Source organism: Acetobacterium wieringae, assembly GCF_001766835.1.
Lineage (GTDB): Bacteria > Bacillota > Clostridia > Eubacteriales > Eubacteriaceae > Acetobacterium > Acetobacterium wieringae.
Genome location: NZ_LKEU01000023.1, coordinates 1 through 20,055, shown reverse-complemented (window position 1 = coordinate 20,055; position 20,055 = coordinate 1). Strand labels below are relative to the sequence as shown.

Sequence of the window (20,055 nt, the reverse complement as noted above, 5' to 3'; positions counted from 1 at the left end):
CATGTGTGTACATGTTTAGTCGTATGATACACCTTTAACATCCGATTGTCAAGTAAACGCTTCCAATTCTGACGGGTAAATTTTAACCAAAAAAAATCGCCGATAAACAGCGATTTTTCATTTTTTCTATTTTGTTTTCTGCCAGCTTCCCCGATAACGGAGAATCCGGGTGGTATTTAAAATAGTCAGGATGGCGGCACCAACATCGGCAAAAATTGCCAGATACATCTCACCCATGCCAAAGAAGGTCAAAGTCAGTACCGTAATTTTAATCCCCAGAGCCAGAACAATATTCTGAATCATAATCCGGCGAGTATATTTGGCAACGTCCACCGACTTGACAATATCCATGGGATCATCCTTCATCAGAATGATGTCGGCTGCCTCAATGGCGGCGTCTGAACCCAGGGCCCCCATGGCGATCCCCGCATCAGCCATCGCCAGCACTGGGGCATCGTTCATGCCGTCGCCGACAAAGATGGTTTTACCCTCCGGATTGTCAGCCTTGATTCGCTCAAAGGCCGTCACCTTATCCTGGGGCAGACAATCGCCCATCACTTCATCAAGCTGCAGCTGCTGACCGATCTGGTTGGCAACCTGGGCATTATCCCCACTGAGCATCACGGTTTTTTTGACGCCCAGTTTTTTGAGCTGTTGCAAGGTGGCAAAGGTATTATCTTTGACTTTGTCCCCCAATACCAGGTACCCAGCCAGTTGCTTATTGATGGCAATATAGACAATGGTACCCGCCTCATCATTTTCGGCCAGTTCAATCTGATGATCGATCAGAAGACTCTTATTTCCGGCCAGGATTACCTGATTGTCCACTTCCACCCGGGTACCTTTGCCGGGAATTTCGGCATAATTTTTTAACCGGGTTTCATCAACAATAATTTGGGCATGGGCCGTAATTGCCTTCCCAATGGGGTGGTTGGAATAGTGTTCCCCGGCAGCTGCGGCCGCTAACACTTCTGCTTCGCTAAAGCCTGGAGCCGCTACAGTTTTGATGACCTTGAATTCACCCTGAGTCAGGGTGCCGGTTTTGTCAAAGACAAAGACATCCGCTTGATAAAGAACATCCAGATAATTTCCACCCTTAATCAGAACCCCTTCCTTGGAAGCCCGGCCAATCCCACCAAAATAACTGATCGGAATCGATAATACCAGGGCACAGGGACAAGACACCACCAGAAAGATCAGGCTCTGGTAAAACCAGGTTTCCCAGGACGCACCAGGAATCAGAAGCGGCGGAATAATGGCCATAGCAATTGCTGAAAAGACCACAATCGGGGTATAATAATGAGAAAACCGGGTGATGAATTTTTCGGTTTTACCTTTTTTATCACTGGCTTCTTCAATCAGGTGCATAATTTTCATGGCCGTGGAGTTTTCGTAGTCTTTCGTCACCCGCATCTTCAGCACCGCATTACCATTGATCATCCCGCTGAGGATTTCATCCCCCTTTTCGACCTTCCGGGGATAGGATTCACCCGTCAGCGGCGAGGTATCCAAATGGGAAATCCCATCCATGATGATCCCATCGGCAGGGATTTTTTCGCCGGGTTTGATCACCAGCACATCACCCACCTTTACTCGTTTGGCATCAATAACTACCTCCCCTTCGGGGCCAACCCGATTGGCAGTAATGGCATTAAAGCTGATCGTTTCGGCAATCGAACGGCGGGCATTGTCGACAGCCCGATCCTGAAAATATTCGCCAATGCCGAAAAAGATCATAACCCCAGCAGCTTCCGGCCATTCGGTTAAAACCAGGGCCCCAAAGGTGGCGATGGTCATCAGAAAATTTTCATCAAATATCTGACCTTGTCCGATGTTACGAAAGGCCAACAGAATCACCCGATACCCGGCCAATAAATAGGCCCCCAGAAAAATCCCAATCGTGACCACTTCCAGATTTGCGGGCAGAAAAGCCTGAAACACAAAACCCAGAATAAACAATCCAATGGCCGTAATCAGTTCCAGTTTCTGCCGTTTATCCATATCGCCCAGAGCTCCTGCGTGGGAATGCCCTGCGGATTGAGATATCTCACCCGGATGATGGGTATGTTCGTGACCATGCCCATCACAACCACAGGGCTCGGCTGCTGCCGTTGATTTGCGATTTTTGGAAACCACAACATGGGGCTCCAGCGAATGCACCAGTTTGACAATGGCATCATAGGTTTCGTCCTGAGCAAATCCCTCCCCTTCATCAATCACCAATGATCCGGTGGCCAGAGACAGACTGGCTGCCTGAACATTTGGCATTTTACCAACCAATTTTTCAATTTTTCCGGCACAATTGGCACAGTTAAGTCCTTCTAAAAATAGCTTCATGCTGATAACCTCTTTTCAATACTCCTAATGATGGCTTAAATGGGTGATGGTTAAGAGGACAATCACTTCCACGTGCGCATCATCCAGATGATAAAATTTCATTTGACCTTCTTTTCGATAACTAATGATCCGTTTGTCTTTAAGAATTCGCAATTGATGAGATACCGCCGTTCGGGTGACATCCACCAGGTTGACAATATCATTCACACACAACTCGCCATTTTCAAACAGCGCCGAGACGATTTTTATGCGGGTTGGATCACCCAGTACCTTAAAAAATTCAGCCACCTCAAACAAGGTTTCCTCGGTATGATCGTTTTTCAAAACTTTACTCATTGTATCTCCTTAATATGTGAACACTTGCTCACTTATTAACATCATAGTAGCACATTTTGGTGCCCGAATCAAGCCTTATTTTCAAACACTTTTCGTCTCAATAAAGATTGACAATTGTCAAAAATAATGATAATTTGAACACATACAATATTTCAGCTGATTTCAACGCAAAAGGATAAAGGTCGCAATAAATGAGTGATGCCAAAGGATTATTGGACGAACGATTGATCCGTATTGAAAAAGCCGTAAATCTGGAAAAACCAGACCGGATCCCTATTTTTGCCTTAAACAGCCCGGAAGTGGCGGTAGACTATTGTGGTCAACACCTTAAAACAGCCACCTGGAATCTGGAGATTCTCCGGGAATGTCTGCCCGTTTACTATCAGGATATGAAGGTCGATGCCGCCTTTGCGGCTTTTTTGCGCTGTCCGGGAATGTACACCATCATCGAATCTCAGAATTTCGTGCCCAATAAGGATGGCTTTATGCAGCATCCTGAAGTCTGCGGAATGCTGCCCAGTGAATATGAAGATTTGATCAAAGATCCCTTTAAGACTCTGGTGGAAAAGGTTCTGCCCCGGCAGTACAAAGCCTTTGCAAAGCCCGGAATGCTGGGCGGACTCAACCTGGCCAAAGGCGCCCTTAGTTATCTGCGCCACAGCCAAATTCTAAAGGAAATTGATGCACATTGCCGTGATACAGCGGAAGTTCCGATTATTTCTGACAATATGATCGAAGCCCCCTTTGATTTTCTGGCCGATCAGCTCCGCAGTTTTATGGGCATTTCGGTGGATATGCACCGCTGCCCCGATCTGGTGGAGCAGGCCTGTGAAGCTCTGCTGCCGCTGATGCTACGCTGGGGGGTGACCAGCTATTCCGGTCCGCCAAAAAGAATCCCTGCTATTTTTATGCCCTTGCACATGCCCGCTTTTTTAAGTCCCCAGCAGTTTGAGCGTTTTTACTGGCCGACCTTCTCCCGATTGGTCAATACCCTCACTGCGATGGGTTATACCGTCGCTTTATTTATTGAGGGCAACTGGTCAAAGTTTTATGATCATCTGGCCAATCTCCCCCCCCATGTGATCGGCATTTTTGAATACGGCGACATGAAGACAATTAAAGAAAAGGTCGGTAAGACCATGTGCGTTATGGGTAATTATCCCATTGAAGTCCTGAAATCCCACTCCACCGCAGAATGTATTGATATAGCAAAAAAGATGATCGATGCCGGCGCACCTGGCGGCGGTTACATCTTTACCACCGGCAAAGCAATTATCCGCGGTAAAGGCCTGGATCTGAAAAAGCTCCAGGCAGTTCATCAGTATGTAATCGATCACGGAAAATACTAGCGAGGTATGATATGGAAACCATCGACTCTGACTATCTGAACTATTTTAAAACCTATGCGGCCCAACATCCGGAGTTAACTGAAGCGGATGAAAGCATTATGGCGGATCCCTGGGACATTAATGAGGACGTCCTATTGGGTTATGTATTATCCTTATTGATCTAACTCGATACGAATCACCGTGCCAGTTAAGGATTTGCTCCAAACAACAAAAAAGCAGAGATGGGTCAGCCATCCCTGCTTTTTTTGTTATATTACGCCGGATTTTCCCCCGGATCTAAAAAGATCGGAGCAATTCGATTTCTTTTTGATAATCCTGCGCCACTTCCTGGGGCGTTTCCAGAAAAAAAGGCAGGTCTTTTAGTTGGGGGTGGATGACAATCTGCTTAAAGGCATTAATCCCCAGGGTTCCCAAACCAATCTTTTGATGGCGGTCTTTGTTGCTGTTAAACGGCATCATGCTATCATTTAAATGTAGGCATTTGAGATAGTTCAAGCCAATGATCCGTTCAAAATCTTCCAGTACCCCCTCCAAATTTCCGACGATATCATATCCTCCTGAGTAAACATGACAGGTGTCCAGACAGACCCCCACTTTATCTTTTAATTCGACCTGATCGATGATCCTTTTTAATTCGTCAAAACTTCGGCCGATTTCAGTGCCTTTGCCGGACATGGTTTCCAACACCACGGTGGCCTTCTGCTCGGGCCACATTTCCTCATTGAGAATCTGGGTGATCCAGCTAATGCCTTGCTCCACCCCCTGTCCGGTGTGGCTGCCGGGGTGAAAATTATAAAGCTCACAGGGCAGCTCTTCCAGTCGCAGCAAATCTTCTTTAAATACCATCCGGGCAAATTCCCGGGTCTTCGGAGTTGCCGAACACATATTTAAAGTGTAGGGCGCATGAGCCAATAGATCACCAAACTGGTGCGCTGCCATAATCTGCCGGAGTCCGGCCACATCCTCCGGGTCGAGTGCTTTGGCCTTACCACCCCGGGGATTTCGGGTAAAAAACTGGAAGGTATTGGCATTAATTTTTACGGCTTCCTGACCCGCCTTCGTAAATCCACCCGCAATTGACAGGTGGGGTCCGATTATTAACATTTTTTCTCCTCGTTCGCTGGTCTCAATTTAACTGCCAGTCTTAAATTTTATCCCAAAGCCACATCCAGAATCATCATCAGGGTGAAACCAAACATGACGCCGATGGTAGCAATATCGCCTTCATGACCCAGCCGAGCTTCCGGAATCAACTCTTCTGCCACCACATAGATCATGGCACCGGCGGCAAAGGCCAGAGCAAAGGGCAGCATCGGGGCGATAAAGACTACTGCGGCTGCCCCAATCACCGCTGCAACGGGCTCCACCATACCAGAGAATTGACCAATCAAAAAGGCCTTGCGTCGGCTCATGTTTTCTCGCCGCAGGGGAATCGATACCGCTGCTCCTTCCGGGAAATTCTGCAGACCGATCCCCAAAGCCAGCGATACGGCCCCGGCCAGGGTCATTGCCGGAGAACCGGAAGCCAGACCACCAAAAGCCACCCCCACCGCCAGACCTTCGGGAATATTATGGAAAGTAATTGCTAAAACCAGCAATACACTGCGTTGCCAGGAGGTTTTAATCCCCTCCCGGTGATTGGTACCAGGATGAACATGAGGCAGCAGGCGATCCACCAGCCAAAGGAAAAAACCGCCCCCCAGAAAACCCAGAGACACAATCACATAAGCTGGCAAGGGACTTCCCTCGGCCATCTCAATGGCTGGGGCCAACAGCGACCAAAAGCTGGCGGCGATCATCACCCCGGCGGCAAAACCCAACATGGCATTTAATACCTTAATGTTAATTTCTTTGAAAAAGAAGACCAGAGATGCCCCTAAAGCGGTGACAAACCAGGTGAACAATCCGGCAAATAGAGCCAGCAAAACTGGCGGATATTCCAATAAAAAGTCCATTTACTCGCTTCACTTCCTTTCGTTACAGTGGATAATTTAAATCATTCTAATTTATTATCAAGTATACTATAAAATGGTGTCAAAAATCCATTCTTTCTTTTAAAACGGTTTCGCCCAAATTTCTTGTCTGGTTTTGCAAATAAACCTTGTTTATTTGGCTTCCCGCTCCTATAATTAATTTATCAGTCGGCACCGGCTGAAATAACGCTGAAGAAGGTAATAACAATGAAAAAAAGTGAATTAATTACAGTCTTTAACACTGTTCAGGAAAAGTTTGAAGATGCCATTACCGAAGAATTTTTTCTGCAACGACTCAAACCGTATGCTGATGAAGATGGTTTTGTCGATTATCACAAACTGGCAATGTTCGCCCACAACGAATCGCTGGCTTCTGCAAAAGGTTTCTTTTTTGAAGTCCTTTCAGAAATTTTAGTCGACGACGATGATGTGGTGCTCGAAGAAGATCTTGACGAAATCACCAGCGACACCCCCGAAGTAACTCCAGAATAAGAACTGAGTAATTTTCTACTGCAGTCTTTATCCGCAGTTATTAAATTATCCTGATTTCCCTTAATGCCCAGGCAGAAATACTTTTCTGTCCGGGCATTTTTTTACTAAACACGAATCAGCTTGGCCGTGATCCCCGGTCATTCGCCGAAGGATACCCCCAGACTTTTAGCCACCTGAATCAACTCCGAATCAACGCCCACTTGTTTATTGTTGCCGATCACCTCTTCCAACGGGGCACTGGTCATCTTGCCATCCTGGAGCGCTACCATATTTCCAAACTTACCCTCAGCAATCAGCTCCACCGCTGCCACCCCATAACGGGTCGACAGGAGTCGATCATAAGCCGAGGTAATGCCCCCCCGCTGAAGATGACCCAAAACCGTACTGCGAATTTCGTGATCAGTTATTCGTGCTTCCAAAGCTATGGCCAGCTTATTGCCAATGCCTCCGAGACGCACCGGATCCGGAGAGTCACTGACAATTTTGGCAACCGTCAGCTCCCCACCCTTTTCCATGGCCCCTTCGGACACCACAATGATGCTAAAGGGCAGGCCCCGCTGGCTGCGCTCATTCATTTTTGCCACAATGGCATCCAGCGAAAAGGGTATTTCCGGTATCAGAATCACATCGGCAGAACCGGCAATCCCGGCATGGAGGGCAATCCAGCCGGCATTTCGACCCATTACTTCCAGAACCATAATCCGATGGTGGGACTCTGCTGTTGTATGCAGCTTATCCAGGGCATCCACCACCACATCAACCGCTGAATTAAAGCCAAAGGTCACATCCGTTTTAGATAAATCATTGTCAATGGTTTTAGGCACCCCAATAACCTTGACCCCTTTTCTAGCAAAATCCCGGGCACTGGTCAGGGTACCGTCCCCGCCGAGAACCACCAGAACATCCACCCCTTCTTTCTTCATATTTTCTACCGCCACATCGGACACATCTTTTCTTACACACTGGCCATTTTCTTCCACCTGATAGTTAAAAAGATTATCCTTATTTGAGCTGTAAAGGATGGTTCCTCCTTTGTGGAGAATTCCCGATACGCTATGGGCATCCAATTTGATAAAGTCATTATTGTATAACCCCCGGTACCCAAACTTATAACCAATCACCTCGTAACCGTAATTGGCGATCGCCGCTTTGGTTACTGCCCGAATTACGGCATTCAAACCGGGACAGTCGCCACCACCTGTTAGAATTCCAATTTTTTTTACCTGATTGTTCATTGTTTTGCTCCATTTCCTGGGTAAATAAATTTAATCTGCCCAAACCAGCCGTCTTTCGTTGCCATCAACCAGCCCGATGCATGATCGGGATCTTTATGCAACTCTAAAATAGCATTGATCCCTTCGATTGTTATCATCTCATACTGATATTATATCGGAGCAACCAAAAAATTACAAAGATTATCGGGAATAATTGCATAATTTTTGTTCCATACTAAACAAAAAACCATCCACTGATTGGGATGGTTTTTTATGTAAATTCAACGGGCAAAAATTCTGCAAATTAGACTGATACCAAAAGCAATCAAAGAAAAAATGACGGCAATCATTAAAAATGAGGTCATCAGAACATTGTATCTCAGTATATCAACAGCCAGTATGGATTGAAACAAACCAATGGCATTGAGAATCAGCAAGACCAAAAATATAAAAACCAGGCCCTTGAAGGCACCCTTGATATCCGCCGGACTCAGGGAGATATGGGAAGAGATACAAATCGCTAAAAACAAAAACAGGTAAAAGCGACCGTTTTTAAAATTCTCGCTGGAGAAAATTAACTTCAGCAATTCCCCATAAGCACTGAACAGGTCACTAAATGAGGCCACGCTCAAGGTTTCAACCGCCAGACTCTGGGTCACCACTCCCATAAAACTTTCCAGCACCTGGGGTAGCAACAGCGCCAGCAATGCCATGATTACCAGCAGTCCACCAAAAATCGGGGCAATACCAATAAAAAAATTCCCCACCTGATGGTAGATATTTTTAGGATTATAGGCATGATTCACATACCCCATCACCCCATCCCGATCCGGTCGCTGAAACAATTTGATGGCGGTGATTTTATGACCAAAAAGCAGCGCCATCAGGGCGTGGCTGAGCTCGTGAACAGGGGTTCCAACAATCCCGGTGACCATGATGGCATTTCTGCCCAAGCCCTTGTGAAAATTGCGGTTGGATTGTGTTTCCAATATTCCCAGCAGTAGTCCGGCGAGGATAATGACCCCAGTAAAATAAAGGGTTTCCAGACCGGTTTTAGAAAACAGATCAATAATAAACATCGTTTTTCCTTTTGATTATGATTTTTTTGCCCCCGTCCCTTTACCAGGCAGACGGAGATTTTAACCATTATACCGAAAAAAGATTTAGAATTTCATTAGACGTATCCCTCATCGGCTTTTCTGGAATTTTATTGTGTATCTGTGATTATTACAGTCTTTCTAGGGTATACATTAGAGCAGCATAGAACAATAACCTGTTATTTGTGAAAAACTCATTCGAAATGAAAAAGAAAGGATAAACAAAATGAAAAAAAACAGAGTTTTACTTGTTTTCTTTGTATTATTGTCAGTACTTCTACTTGCCGGTTGCGGTGGCAGCAATAATACTGCCAAAACCGATGATGGTACTGGCAACGGCGAAAAAAGCGCTACCCTCGATGAAAGCCTCAGTGGCGCAGCGCTCCTCAAAAGCTTGAATTTTAGCTATCCAGACTCTCTTAAGATGACCACAAAAACAGTTTTGACCGATAATCTCAGTACCACCTCCACCACCTATACCAAAGGGGACAATTTCCGGATGGAAATGGAAATGCCGGAGATCGGCAAACAGATCACCATCTATAATGCCGCTGAAGGGATAACCTACCAGTATACCGAAGGACAGACAACGGGATTTTCATTTAAGGATCAGGAAATGACCACTGATCTGGGCGATCTGAACCTGGATGAAGGCGTCACCAGCATTGACGACATCACTGACATTTTCCCGGATAACGTGGTAGCCCGGGTAGAAACCCTGGACGGTGAAAAAGTGATCTATATTGAAACCACCGAAAACGACCCTGAAAACGGGGTAATGGATATGCATATGTGGTTTTCAACTAAATATGGCGTACCGCTGAAAACTGAAATTCTCAGCAATGGCACGGTGGTTATGAGCTCGATCGTCACCGATATTTCCGCCGATAACATTGCCGACAGTCAGTTTACCCCGCCATCCAACGTTGTCTTCACTGATTTTTCATCGATGAACCTGGATGATCTCACGACTATCCCCGAACCCTGATCGAGACTGTATCCATCACACCGCAAAAGGCCTGGGCACATGCTCAGGCCTTTTGTCCGCACCGATCTCTTGGGCAACAAATAAAGCACCCAACCGTAGAAGGTATTCAAACAACCATCTTTTTAATATCTTCTACCAGATTGCAACCACTGCGTGGTCGCAATTAATACTGAAAGAATATCAACTGTATTAAAAAGTGTCCCTGAAGTTCTTTTAAAAAAAGCTTTACTTTTTGCAAGGATTCAGGTAAAATGATCAAGCAGTAAAAAGTGATCTCGTAGCTCAGCTGGCAGAGCACTACCTTGACATGGTAGGGGTCGATGGTTCAAGTCCATTCGGGATCACCATTTTTCCCATAAGAAAGCCATTTCTTATGGTTTGAATAAGTGAAAAGTTGACATTTTAACCGAATTTTAACCGATAGAAATGACATTTGTTTTTTGAGGTGGATCATACAAGGCGTCTATTAAAGACGCTGTTTTTATTTTCTGCTGTTCCAGCACGTGGGTATAGGTTCCCAATGTCTGACTTACGTTGCTGTGGCCTAAAAGTTCCTGTACCGTTTTTGCCGGCTCTCCCAGTTCAAATAAGCGGGTCGCATAAGTATGGCGCAAATCATGAAAAGTCTTGTCATTAATTCCAATGCTGGCATAGACTTTTTTTAGTTCCTGCAAAACGTTGGAAGAATCAAGCGATGTATTTACAGGCGTTCCAAAAACCAGGGTCTCATCACTCTGTATGATACCAATTTTAAAAAGCATTATCTTTTGTTCACGTAAGTGATTCATTAAAATATTGCGTGTTCGTTGTGCCATGGGTATGATGCGGTTCGATTTTTTAGTTTTCGTATTCGTGACGTAATTAACCCGTTTATTACTTTCAATATCCTTAACATAACTATGGGTTTTATTGATCCGGATGGTTAAAAATTCAAAATCAAAATCGGCCCAGGTTAAAGCAAACAACTCTCCTTGACGCATACCGGTATCTAATGGACTTATGGGAGAACACGCATACTGTGTTACTGATGGCCCTCAATTTAACTATACCACATTCCAGGGATGCGGAGCAGCTACAGCTGAAGAACTTTGCCACTGATAAATCTACCTGCTTCTGTCAGCTGCGGGCTGGATGTCAGCGACTTGTTAAAGATTTGCCCAGAATTTGAGAGACTTCTTCGAGTGACCACCGACCATTTCCAATAGGGCCCGGTGTCCCCCGATGAATCTGGAAGAGGGCCGCACTCCCAATTCCTGTCATCTCACCGGTGAAGCCTTTGTCGCTTATTTTGCCGGCCATATGAATGAAACGATAATGGCCTAGATGGCTGATTTTGCCGTCAGTCAGGGGATCGGCGTGATCCGCTATCCCAATCAATTATTCTGTTACTTTCAAATCCCGCTTCGTAACTATTTTATCTATTAAAATTTAATATAACCTCTTTCTTTGTTGCCCCGGCGGGTTGTCTGCCGGGGTTTTGTTATTATAAAAAATTAAAAATTTTCAGTAAGTATGTTATAATTTAATTCAATAAATAGTAATTAGAAAGGTAATAATCAATGAAGATAGATGTTTTTGCGTGGATACTGACAGGATTTAAAATCTTGGATAAAATTGAAGTTTTTGTAAAAAAGTGGGCTAAATCCGAAAAATATCAAAAAACTGCAACAATGATAGCAGGGTTTTCATATATTTCAATTTTAGCCTTGTGTTTTTTGTAATATGTAGGTTATTCTAGTATATATTTGGGAAAAATTATGTATCTGGTACTTATTTTGTGGCAATTACCTCAGTTAGTATTTGCCACGATTTCAGTTAGAAGTATGATCAAGTATTTATTTGTAAATCTAATACTCATTATGGGGACGGTATATTTATTAATGGTAACATATTTTGGTGATGTAAATTACTGGATAATCGTTTTGTTGTACTGTATACTTTGGGTTATTATCGCCTTAATATCTGAAATAGAGGTTGCTAAAATGGCGAATAATATCATCATTACTGCTACAACAATAGTAATCACTGGTATATCAATAATAATTGGCATTCCAGACGTTGGAATAAATAATGTTATGCTTTTGGTATTTCAAGGTTTTATGTTAGTATTTTTACCGTTTCTATGTACTGCATTAATCAGCAATTTAATAGTTCAAGCAAAAGAATATTGGCAAAAAAAATACCGGGTAAAAAAAACTGGGGACCTATGTAAATTTATTACAGATAAAAAGAGTGAATAGACTTAAAGGTGAATGGTATGTTAACTACTGAAAAATATATTTCAAATCCGCTTGATCCTTTTGTTATCAATTTAGATGAAGAATTTGACAAAGCTTATTTTAATAAAGATATTTCAAAGATAAGACTGTCTATAGACAAAGCTGAGATGAATAAACGTGAATTGGATCTACTTTCACAAGCAAAATTATGCTATTCTCTTGGTACGTCATACGGAGACATTGCATCATTAGATGAAGCCCAAGATACGGAAAAAAACTTAGAAATGCAGCTTTTCTATTTGCAAAAGAGTATTCAATTAATTCCGTCACTAGACACAGATAATCCAATATTGAGACCATGGATTAACAGTTTGCTATTGCCGTTGTACACAAATTATGCAAATGTCCTAGAAAAATGCGGGAGAAAATCAAAAGCGATAGAATTCTATCATTTAGCTTTAAATGTCAATCCGGATTTTTCGATGGCAATCGGGAATGCAGGGGTTGCTTATTATCATTATGCAATAGTTGTACCAGATTCGATTCACAGTGATTATATTAATCATTTTGCATATCATTACCTAAAAAAGGCAATTAAATTGGGTGGATTTCCTGAACCTAAAGTAAAGGAGATATTCACAACATATATTGAAAATTATGACTTGGATTATGAAAAAGAGAAATTAATACCGCCATTAAATATACCTCAGTTTACCTACCCAGAAGTAGAATTGAACTATCGAAACTGGGCCTTGAAAAACAAACTTTTTCTGAATCCGTTAAATGACTTGCCAGTGTCGGAATTGTGTTTTGCTGCAGACGTACTTCATCTACCAAACATGGTCGTCAATATTGATGAGAAACCAGTATTGCATGGGTTGTACAATCAACTAAAACAGGAATATATTTTTGTACGACATCTGTTATATGAAACACTAGAAGCACCAACTGATGTTCATTATGCGGATAAGGATACATACTTACTACAATTTGCTGACTACCCGCTGTATTCGATTCGCTGTGAAAAATTGAAAACTGTTTTTCGCATTTCATATTCACTCTTGGATAAAGTAGCATTTTTTATCAATAATTATTTTAAATTAGGTATTAAAGAAAGAGATATCAATTTTCGAAGCATTTGGAAACTGAAAAAAGAGGGCAGAAATAGTTATGAGTATAGAAACGTTTTAGAACCAGAAAAAAATTATTTTTTGAATTCTTTATATTGGATTAGTAAAGAATTGTTTGATACTAAGGAATTCTCGACTAATCCAAGAGCTGAAGAATTAAATAAATTGAGAAATTCTCTTGAACATAAATACGTAAAAATCTATAGTGAAGACTACCCAGTTAGAAATAATGGTGAAATAGATGATTTGGCAATATATCTATCAGAGAATAGATTAAAGATGATAACGCTTGATCTATTAAAATTGACAAGAGAAGTATTAATTAATCTTTCACTAGCAGTGAATATGGAAGAAATTCAAAATAAATCGTTTGAAGAGCATGTCATACCAACAGTCGGTTTTCTAAAATATGAAGATGAATGGAAATTATAAAGCAACCACAATTAGGTTACCGTTTCTTCTAGTGGACGCTACCCCTGTTGAAACTGGAATAGAGCGACGTTTTGTCCTCATCGGCGAAGCTTTTAATAGCCTGTAGGTATGCTAACATTTTGACTCCAATAACCGATTTTTTCGACAGCTATGGTTAACCCCCGTAACAAACAAATGGCGTGTGGATGCTCCCCTCGACAACCTTGTTCAGTTAAATTGCTTTATCAATAAAAACACATTTCGTGTTATAATTAATTCGAAGAAGAGGTTTTTAAATGCGCATGTTCAGTGAAAATCTCAAACATTTGAGAAAGCAAAAAAATTAGCCAAGTTATTCTGGCGAAAGAATTGGGAATTTCACCATCGGCAGTTACGATGTACGAGCAAGGAAAACGAGATCCAAGGGCGCAAGAGGAGGTTATCTGTTTTAACCGTGTTTTAAGCGATACTGGCGCAGATTGAAACAGTTAACTAAACGGTAGGGGGTGTTGTGATCAAGTCTAATCGCTCTCCACCATTTATTAAGTATTGAAGCCTCTTTTAGAGTTTTTTTATTTTACCCTTTTTCAAGAATTCCCGCACTTTTTCCGCAATCATTTCTTGCAATCTGACGATATTTTAAGCAGTTTTATCATACTCCATAATGGTCAGCTCACTGGCCAGTGCTTCAGCTTTATCGACGAGAATATCCAATTTTTCAGCGACAGAAGATGAAAAGTATTCTTCACCACACTGATCGCATTTATAACAGGGAACATTCTTAATAATGATGATGCAGTTTTTTAGGTTGGCAAAATAGGTGGTGGTCGCTGTTTCCATTGTGCCATTTTTACAGGTTAAACATTTCATTGTTCGAACTCCTTTCTTGTCTTCATATCCGACATCCATTTATCCGGATCTGGATAATAGGCCGTTACGATTTTTGCAGATTCCCCATTACTGGCAATTACGATATGCAGTGGGGTGTCTGGTGCAATGTAACCTAAGATTAAACAGCTTGGTGTCAGGAAATCATCTGGATAGTCTTCAATAATTGAACCTGACATAACGGCAATCCGTATATGCTTTGGTCGGATATTGCGCTGTTTGCATCGTTCAATAACGTGTTGAGTAAAAAAGACAACGTCTTTTTCATATAGTCCTCTTAAATCTTCAATTTTCATATTGTTACAACCTTATATCTGCTAATTGAAAAATATCATTTTCAGCTTCTGAAGTCTGCAATATCATCTTAAATTTCATAAATTTTGAGCTTCTCCCTGATTTTTTTAATGGAATCGATTAAAAAAATCGTTTGTCCCAATTCCATTTCATCAATTCCTTTATCAAGTGCCTTAAACAGTTCTTGTTCAAATAAATTTTGTTTGGGTTCTTTTACTGGTGAGGTCATACAAATTAACGCCTTTCCATTGTTTACCTGGCCAGCAAAATGCCCGCTGCCAGGAAATGTATCTCGTTTTAAACTAACGCATTATCACCAACGCGATTAAAAAGTCGTTTCTGCTGTCAGGGTAAAGTAATTCCGTTTAATATAAAATTCATTATAGCTGATGGGCATGTTATCTTCCATGGAAATGATATTTTGAGATACCAGAAAACAACAGTCGTCATGATCAAGCTGCAGGTTTTCCCGAACTTCCAGAGGGGGGTGAACGATATCGATGTTGAGAATTTTTTTATGCTGGAACTGCAGTTTCCCCTTTTCCATCAGCCCATGAAAATTAGCAAAGTTGATCACGTCTTCCACAATCGGATTTCCCTTCTGATAGGGTAGAAAAATGGACGCATATTGGATCACCTCTTCTTTTATTTTGGTGGCTTTCTGAATTTTAATGACCTTTTCAAAGGAGCCGATCTTCAGTTCCCGCATCAGTTTGCGACCCGGGGTAATAACGCCCACACTGACCAGTTTGACTTCTTCCACTTCCCCCTTCAGGCTGTCGATTTCATCAAAATAGAACTGGTACTGATTGGCCGTGGGTTCACATACATAGTTCCCCTTGCCGGGAATGGTGTAGATATATTTTTCATTTACCAACAAGGCCAGACTTTTGCGCAGAGTGGTTCGGCTGACATCAAACTGCTCAGCCATTTCGTTTTCCGATGGTAATAGATCTCCGGGTTTTAAGATACCTTTTTCAATTTTTCCTTTGATATCATTGACAATATCAAGATATAGAATTTTTCTCATTGCCCATCACCCATTCACTTCAAAAGCCATTGCTTGCAGATACTGACCCCTTCGATGGCATCGCTGGAGTAGTCATCGGCACCTACATATTTGGCATAATCAGTTCCCGCCAGAGCACCTCCTAAAATGATTTTCAGATCTTCCCGGAGCCCCTGGACAACGATTTCATCAATGACTTCCTTGATATTCTCTACTACTGAGGTGAGAATTCCGCTGATTCCCAGAATAGCGGGCTTTTCTTTACGGATAATTTCGATAAACCGTTCCGTGGAAACATCAGTTCCCATGTCAATGACTTCAAACCCTTCAGCTCGGAGCATACTGATAAAGATGTTTTTTCCAACATCGTGGATGTCGTCAAAAACCGTACCCACCACGATTTTTCCCAGTCTCTTGCCATTAATGAGCTGGGTACTGTCCATGCCCATCATGCTCAGCAGGTTGGATACCAGTTCCCCGGCCATAATCAGATCGGCGATATAGTACTCCCCTTCTTCATAACGAACCGCCACCCGCTGCAGAGCGAAATTCAGTTGATTGGCAATTGCTTTTTTGTCTTTTCCACTCTCCAGTTCTGCAGCCACCAGGGCCATCGCCCGTTTCTCGTCAATTGCTTCTACTGCGGCAATAATTTTTGTCTCCATTTTTCCCACCTGTATATTAAAACTAAGATTTGTGATCGTTTACCCGGTCTTTTTCAGACTGGCCTGCTATTTCATGAGTCTCATTTTATCACGGAATCTGACTTTTGTCTTTAGCTGACCTTGATATTTTTTAATGGCTTTTTAATGGTTTCAAGTGTATAATCAGGACGAAAACATTTACATCATAATTTGAATTTTAAAGATAGAGGTCGATATGAACGGTTATACAAAAACGCAATTACAAGAAAATCAAAAATATCTGGAGCTGTTGTCTCAAAATTTTCCTAATATTACCAGTGCCGTAGGCGAGGTAGTCAATCTCAAAGCGATCCTCAACCTGCCCAAGGGAACCGAACATTTTCTTACCGATATTCATGGTGAACACGAAGCCTTCAATCACGTCATGCAAAACGCTTCCGGTGCCATTAAGCGCAAAGTTCATCAGGAACTGGGCAACACCATTGCCTTTGAAGAACTGGAAGAGCTATCTACCCTGATTTACTATCCCGAAGAAAAAATTGATCTGATAAAAAAAGAACGGAGCCGGGAATCTCTGGATAATTGGTATAAACTGACCATTTACCGGCTGGTAAAGGTGTGTCGGGCAGCCGCTTCAAAATATACCCGTTCCAAGGTTCGCAAAGCCCTCCCCAAAGATTTTGCCTATATCATGGAAGAACTGCTTCAGGAGGACGAACACCGTTTTAATAAACGGGAGTATTACCATGAGATTATTGAGAGCCTGGTTAATCTGGAACGAGCCCAACACTTTATCGTGGAGATTTCCGGGGTGATCAAACGGCTGACCATTGATCACCTTCATATTATTGGCGATATTTATGACCGGGGGGCCGGTCCTGACGAGGTCATGGATACCCTGATGCGCCATCATTCACTGGATATGCAGTGGGGCAACCACGACATTCTATGGATGGGCGCTGCCGCCGGCAACGCAGCCTGTATCGCCAACGCCGTCCGAATCGCCCTGCGCTATGCCAACATGGATGTGCTGGAAAACGGCTATGGCATTAACCTGTTACCGCTGGCTTCATTTGCCAACCGGGTTTATGGTGACGATCCCTGTACCAAGTTTACTCCCAAAATTTCTGACAGCCACACCGTCTCCGATCAGGAAACAGCGCTGATGTCCAAAATGCACAAGGCCATTGCCATGATCCAATTCAAACTGGAAGAAACCATGATCGACAACCACCCTGAGTACAACATGGCCAAACGGCAACTGTTACGCCGCATTAACTTTGACAATGGCACCGTCGATGTCGAAGGTATTGTTTACCAGCTTAATGACACAAACTTCCCCACCCTGAATCCGTCCGACCCCTGTACCCTGACTGAAGAAGAAACACTGGTAATGGATCGTCTTGTTTATGCTTTTTTACACAGTGAAAAGCTTCAGAAACATATCCGGTTTATGTATGCCAAGGGCAGTATGTACAAGGTCTTTAATGATAACCTGCTTTTTCACGCCTGCGTCTTGCTAAATGAAGACGGCAGTTTTAAAGCCAAAGAGATCGCCGGGAAAACCTATGTCGGCAAAAGTCTGATGGACAAGTTCGACCAGATGGCTCGGGAAGCCTATTTCGGTAAAACTGACCAGGATGAAAACCCCACCCGCACCGACTTTTTGTGGTTCTTATGGTGCCATGAGGATTCACCCCTCTTCGGCAAAGACAAAATGGCCACCTTTGAACGTTATTTCATCGATGACAAAGTACCCCATAAAGAACATCATGCACCCTTCTACCTGTTAATTGACGACGATGAAGAGCTGGCCCGAAAAATTCTGATCGAATTCGGGGTTGACCCGGATCATGGTCACCTGATCAACGGCCATATTCCGGTGAAAGCCACCTCTGGCGAAAGCCCGATCCGGGCCAAAGGGAAACAACTGGTCATTGACGGTGGCTTTGCCCGGGCCTACCAAAAAACCACCGGCATCGCTGGCTATACCCTGACCTACAATTCCTATGGGCTGATTCTGATCAGCCACGATCCTTTTGAATCCGTAGAAAAGGCCATTTCTGACGGGGTTGATATCAAATCCACCCTAATGGTAGTGGAAAAAACCACCGAACGAAAACGAGTTCGCGACACCGATACCGGCAAAGCGATCATGGCTCAAGTGGAGGACTTGGAAATGCTGATCACTGCCTACCGCAAAGGCCTGATCAAGGAAAAACAATACTAAGAATCAACCCCTAAAAAAAAGAATCTCCACCAGACTTTGGTAGAGATTCTTTTTCTATTTTCAGCCTTCATTAAGCTGCTTTTTTTGCATAAGTAAAATGATAGCAAACAGGGATAATAATTACTCCGCCAATAATATTTCCCAGGGTAACCGGAAGAATATTGTTGAGGAATGCCTGAGCCCAGGTTACGTCTGCGCCACATAAAATCCCCATGGGAATAAAGAACATGTTGGCCACACTATGTTCAAAGCCGGACAAAACGAAGAGCATGATGGGGAACCAGATCGCAAAGATCTTGCCAATGATATCTTTGGCCCCGGATTGCATCCAGACTGCCAAACAAACCAGCATGTTACAGAAAATCGCCCGGATAATCACTGGCATTAAAGGAATCGCACATTTAGCTTCGGCAATACCGATAGCTTTTGCTGTCATCGCTTCACCATAGAGACCGCTTTGTGACATTAAATAAGCCAGTAAAACAGATCCCACCAAATTGGCTGCCCAGACCACACCCCAGTTACGCAACATTGCGCCGACGGTAATTTCTTTTTTGAAAAGTGATAAAGTCATCAGGTTGTTACCGGTAAACAGCTCGGCACCACAAATTACTACCAACATCAGGCCAACCGGGAAAACCCCCGCCCCGATGTACTTGGCAAAGGTCGCTTCAAAACCGGTACCAGCACCAGATGTAATAACTGTAAAGCCATAGGCGCCAAATCCGATAAAAACGCCAGCAAAAATACCCAATACGATCATTTTTCCAATTGACAATTTGGCCTTATTGTTACAGCCTTTTACCATATTATCACAGATTTCTGCGGGACTAAAAAAATTCATATTCGTTCTCCTCTTTCAAAATTAAAAATTATAAGGACTATTTCAGGATTAGTTTATCGTTTTCACACTTAACTGTTTATGAATAATGAATTAAGAGGAATCCCGAAGGATCCCTCAGTTTTCTACTAAATTTTAGCTGTTTCTAGAACAAACCAGCAATTACGCCGTTTTCATCAACATCAATTTTTTCAGCCGCTGGTACTTTTGGCAGACCAGGCATTTTCATGATTTCTCCGGTCAGCGCGACAATAAAGCCAGCTCCGGCTGAGATATTAACCTGACGTACTGTGATTCTAAAACCAGTTGGACGACCCAGTTTGGTCTGGTCATCGGTTAAAGAATATTGGGTTTTAGCCATACAGATTGGCACCTTGTCAAAGCCAAGGGATGTCAGTCTTTCGATTTCTTTGGCTGCGGTCGGAGTAAAGTCTACGCCGTCTGCTCCGTAAATACGGGTGGCAATGGCTTCGATTTTAGCTTTGATTGGCATATCCAGTTCGTAACAGTATTCGAAGGTGCCTTCGCTTTCGTCAATTAAACGAACCACTTCTTTGGCCAATGCTTCCCCGCCTTCGCCGCCTTTTGCCCATACCTGGGAAA

The 20,055-nt window shown here is 43.0% G+C and carries 23 protein-coding genes and 1 tRNA gene; 10 read left to right on the top strand and 14 right to left on the bottom strand.

Translation table 11 applies throughout. The features are described from left to right. Nucleotides 1-126 precede the first annotated feature (126 nt). The gene (locus ACWI_RS05545; RefSeq protein ID WP_070370441.1) at nt 127-2,337 is read right to left on the bottom strand and encodes a heavy metal translocating P-type ATPase; all 2,211 of its coding nucleotides are present in this window, start codon (nt 2,335-2,337) and stop codon (nt 127-129) included. A gap of 24 nt (nt 2,338-2,361) precedes the next feature. Next, a complete protein-coding gene (locus ACWI_RS05540) occupies nt 2,362-2,673 on the bottom strand; it encodes an ArsR/SmtB family transcription factor (protein WP_070370440.1) in 312 nt (103 codons plus the stop codon). A 191-nt stretch (nt 2,674-2,864) separates the two neighbouring features. On the opposite strand from ACWI_RS05540, the gene ACWI_RS05535 reads away from it, so the two are divergent. Beyond that, a complete protein-coding gene (locus ACWI_RS05535; RefSeq protein ID WP_070370439.1) occupies nt 2,865-4,022 on the top strand; it encodes a uroporphyrinogen decarboxylase family protein in 1,158 nt (385 codons plus the stop codon). An 11-nt stretch (nt 4,023-4,033) separates the two neighbouring features. After that, on the top strand, nt 4,034-4,186 hold the full coding sequence (locus ACWI_RS18980) for a hypothetical protein (protein WP_175440909.1): 153 nt from the start codon (nt 4,034-4,036) through the stop codon (nt 4,184-4,186). A 112-nt stretch (nt 4,187-4,298) separates the two neighbouring features. Here the strand turns inward: ACWI_RS18980 and ACWI_RS05530 are convergent, their stop codons facing one another. Further along, nucleotides 4,299-5,126, bottom strand: a complete 828-nt coding sequence (locus ACWI_RS05530) for a deoxyribonuclease IV (RefSeq protein ID WP_070370438.1) — start codon at nt 5,124-5,126, stop codon at nt 4,299-4,301. 47 nt (nt 5,127-5,173) lie between these two features. Further along, nucleotides 5,174-5,977: a ZIP family metal transporter gene (locus ACWI_RS05525; protein WP_070370437.1), complete on the bottom strand. Its 804-nt coding sequence runs from the start codon at nt 5,975-5,977 to the stop codon at nt 5,174-5,176. A gap of 225 nt (nt 5,978-6,202) precedes the next feature. Here ACWI_RS05525 and ACWI_RS05520 point away from each other — a divergent pair, with 225 nt between their 5' ends. Further along, nucleotides 6,203-6,487 carry a hypothetical protein gene (locus ACWI_RS05520; RefSeq protein ID WP_070370436.1) on the top strand — a complete coding sequence of 95 codons (285 nt, stop codon included), beginning with the start codon at nt 6,203-6,205 and terminating at the stop codon, nt 6,485-6,487. Between the two features lie 137 nt (nt 6,488-6,624). On the opposite strand, the gene ACWI_RS05515 is transcribed toward ACWI_RS05520, so the two are convergent. The 3 genes from ACWI_RS05515 to ACWI_RS05510 all read right to left on the bottom strand — a co-directional run bounded on the left by ACWI_RS05515 (nt 6,625) and on the right by ACWI_RS05510 (nt 8,780). Then, nucleotides 6,625-7,722 (bottom strand): 6-phosphofructokinase, encoded by a 1,098-nt coding sequence (locus ACWI_RS05515; RefSeq protein ID WP_070370435.1) that lies wholly within the window; start codon nt 7,720-7,722, stop codon nt 6,625-6,627. Then, nucleotides 7,719-7,859: a hypothetical protein gene (locus ACWI_RS18975; protein WP_175440908.1), complete on the bottom strand. Its 141-nt coding sequence runs from the start codon at nt 7,857-7,859 to the stop codon at nt 7,719-7,721. The genes ACWI_RS05515 and ACWI_RS18975 overlap by 4 nt, the downstream gene beginning before the upstream one ends. A 123-nt stretch (nt 7,860-7,982) precedes the next feature. Next, entirely contained in the window at nt 7,983-8,780 is a 798-nt protein-coding gene (locus ACWI_RS05510) for a M50 family metallopeptidase (RefSeq protein ID WP_070370434.1), read from the bottom strand. 244 nt (nt 8,781-9,024) lie between these two features. Between ACWI_RS05510 and ACWI_RS05505 the strand changes: the two genes are divergently transcribed. Further along, nucleotides 9,025-9,786 carry a hypothetical protein gene (locus tag ACWI_RS05505; protein ID WP_070370433.1) on the top strand — a complete coding sequence of 254 codons (762 nt, stop codon included), beginning with the start codon at nt 9,025-9,027 and terminating at the stop codon, nt 9,784-9,786. Between the two features lie 271 nt (nt 9,787-10,057). Beyond that, a tRNA-Val gene (locus tag ACWI_RS05500) sits at nt 10,058-10,133 on the top strand. A gap of 66 nt (nt 10,134-10,199) precedes the next feature. On the opposite strand, the gene ACWI_RS05495 is transcribed toward ACWI_RS05500, so the two are convergent. Continuing rightward, complete coding sequence (locus ACWI_RS05495) at nt 10,200-10,766, bottom strand: site-specific integrase (protein WP_084633522.1); 567 nt, start codon at nt 10,764-10,766, stop codon at nt 10,200-10,202. A gap of 579 nt (nt 10,767-11,345) precedes the next feature. On the opposite strand from ACWI_RS05495, the gene ACWI_RS18970 reads away from it, so the two are divergent. The 4 genes from ACWI_RS18970 (at nt 11,346) to ACWI_RS19545 (ending at nt 14,029) form a co-directional block, all read left to right on the top strand. Further along, nucleotides 11,346-11,507, top strand: coding sequence for a hypothetical protein (locus tag ACWI_RS18970; RefSeq protein ID WP_175440907.1), 162 nt, complete (start codon nt 11,346-11,348; stop codon nt 11,505-11,507). 36 nt (nt 11,508-11,543) lie between these two features. Then, nucleotides 11,544-12,026 carry a hypothetical protein gene (locus tag ACWI_RS05490; protein ID WP_070370431.1) on the top strand — a complete coding sequence of 161 codons (483 nt, stop codon included), beginning with the start codon at nt 11,544-11,546 and terminating at the stop codon, nt 12,024-12,026. Between the two features lie 17 nt (nt 12,027-12,043). Continuing rightward, entirely contained in the window at nt 12,044-13,567 is a 1,524-nt protein-coding gene (locus ACWI_RS05485; protein WP_070370430.1) for an LA2681 family HEPN domain-containing protein, read from the top strand. Nucleotides 13,568-13,888: 321 nt separating this feature from the next. Then, nucleotides 13,889-14,029: a helix-turn-helix domain-containing protein gene (locus ACWI_RS19545; RefSeq protein WP_084633521.1), complete on the top strand. Its 141-nt coding sequence runs from the start codon at nt 13,889-13,891 to the stop codon at nt 14,027-14,029. A 156-nt stretch (nt 14,030-14,185) separates the two neighbouring features. On the opposite strand, the gene ACWI_RS05480 is transcribed toward ACWI_RS19545, so the two are convergent. The 4 genes from ACWI_RS05480 to ACWI_RS05465 all read right to left on the bottom strand — a co-directional run bounded on the left by ACWI_RS05480 (nt 14,186) and on the right by ACWI_RS05465 (nt 16,402). Then, nucleotides 14,186-14,416: a type II toxin-antitoxin system MqsA family antitoxin gene (locus ACWI_RS05480; RefSeq protein WP_070370429.1), complete on the bottom strand. Its 231-nt coding sequence runs from the start codon at nt 14,414-14,416 to the stop codon at nt 14,186-14,188. Further along, entirely contained in the window at nt 14,413-14,730 is a 318-nt protein-coding gene (locus tag ACWI_RS05475; RefSeq protein ID WP_070370428.1) for a DUF4258 domain-containing protein, read from the bottom strand. Before ACWI_RS05475 ends, ACWI_RS05480 begins: the two co-directional genes overlap by 4 nt. A 323-nt stretch (nt 14,731-15,053) precedes the next feature. Further along, nucleotides 15,054-15,758 (bottom strand): GntR family transcriptional regulator, encoded by a 705-nt coding sequence (locus ACWI_RS05470; RefSeq protein WP_070370427.1) that lies wholly within the window; start codon nt 15,756-15,758, stop codon nt 15,054-15,056. A gap of 14 nt (nt 15,759-15,772) precedes the next feature. Further along, nucleotides 15,773-16,402 (bottom strand): cobalamin B12-binding domain-containing protein, encoded by a 630-nt coding sequence (locus ACWI_RS05465; protein WP_070370426.1) that lies wholly within the window; start codon nt 16,400-16,402, stop codon nt 15,773-15,775. A 214-nt stretch (nt 16,403-16,616) separates the two neighbouring features. On the opposite strand from ACWI_RS05465, the gene ACWI_RS05460 reads away from it, so the two are divergent. Next, nucleotides 16,617-18,611 (top strand): fructose-bisphosphatase class III, encoded by a 1,995-nt coding sequence (locus tag ACWI_RS05460; RefSeq protein ID WP_070370425.1) that lies wholly within the window; start codon nt 16,617-16,619, stop codon nt 18,609-18,611. A 70-nt stretch (nt 18,612-18,681) separates the two neighbouring features. Here the strand turns inward: ACWI_RS05460 and ACWI_RS05455 are convergent, their stop codons facing one another. Beyond that, nucleotides 18,682-19,455 (bottom strand): formate/nitrite transporter family protein, encoded by a 774-nt coding sequence (locus tag ACWI_RS05455; RefSeq protein ID WP_070370424.1) that lies wholly within the window; start codon nt 19,453-19,455, stop codon nt 18,682-18,684. Between the two features lie 142 nt (nt 19,456-19,597). Further along, a partial coding sequence (locus tag ACWI_RS05450; protein WP_139142325.1) for a formate--tetrahydrofolate ligase occupies nt 19,598-20,055 on the bottom strand: 458 nt, incomplete at its 5' end.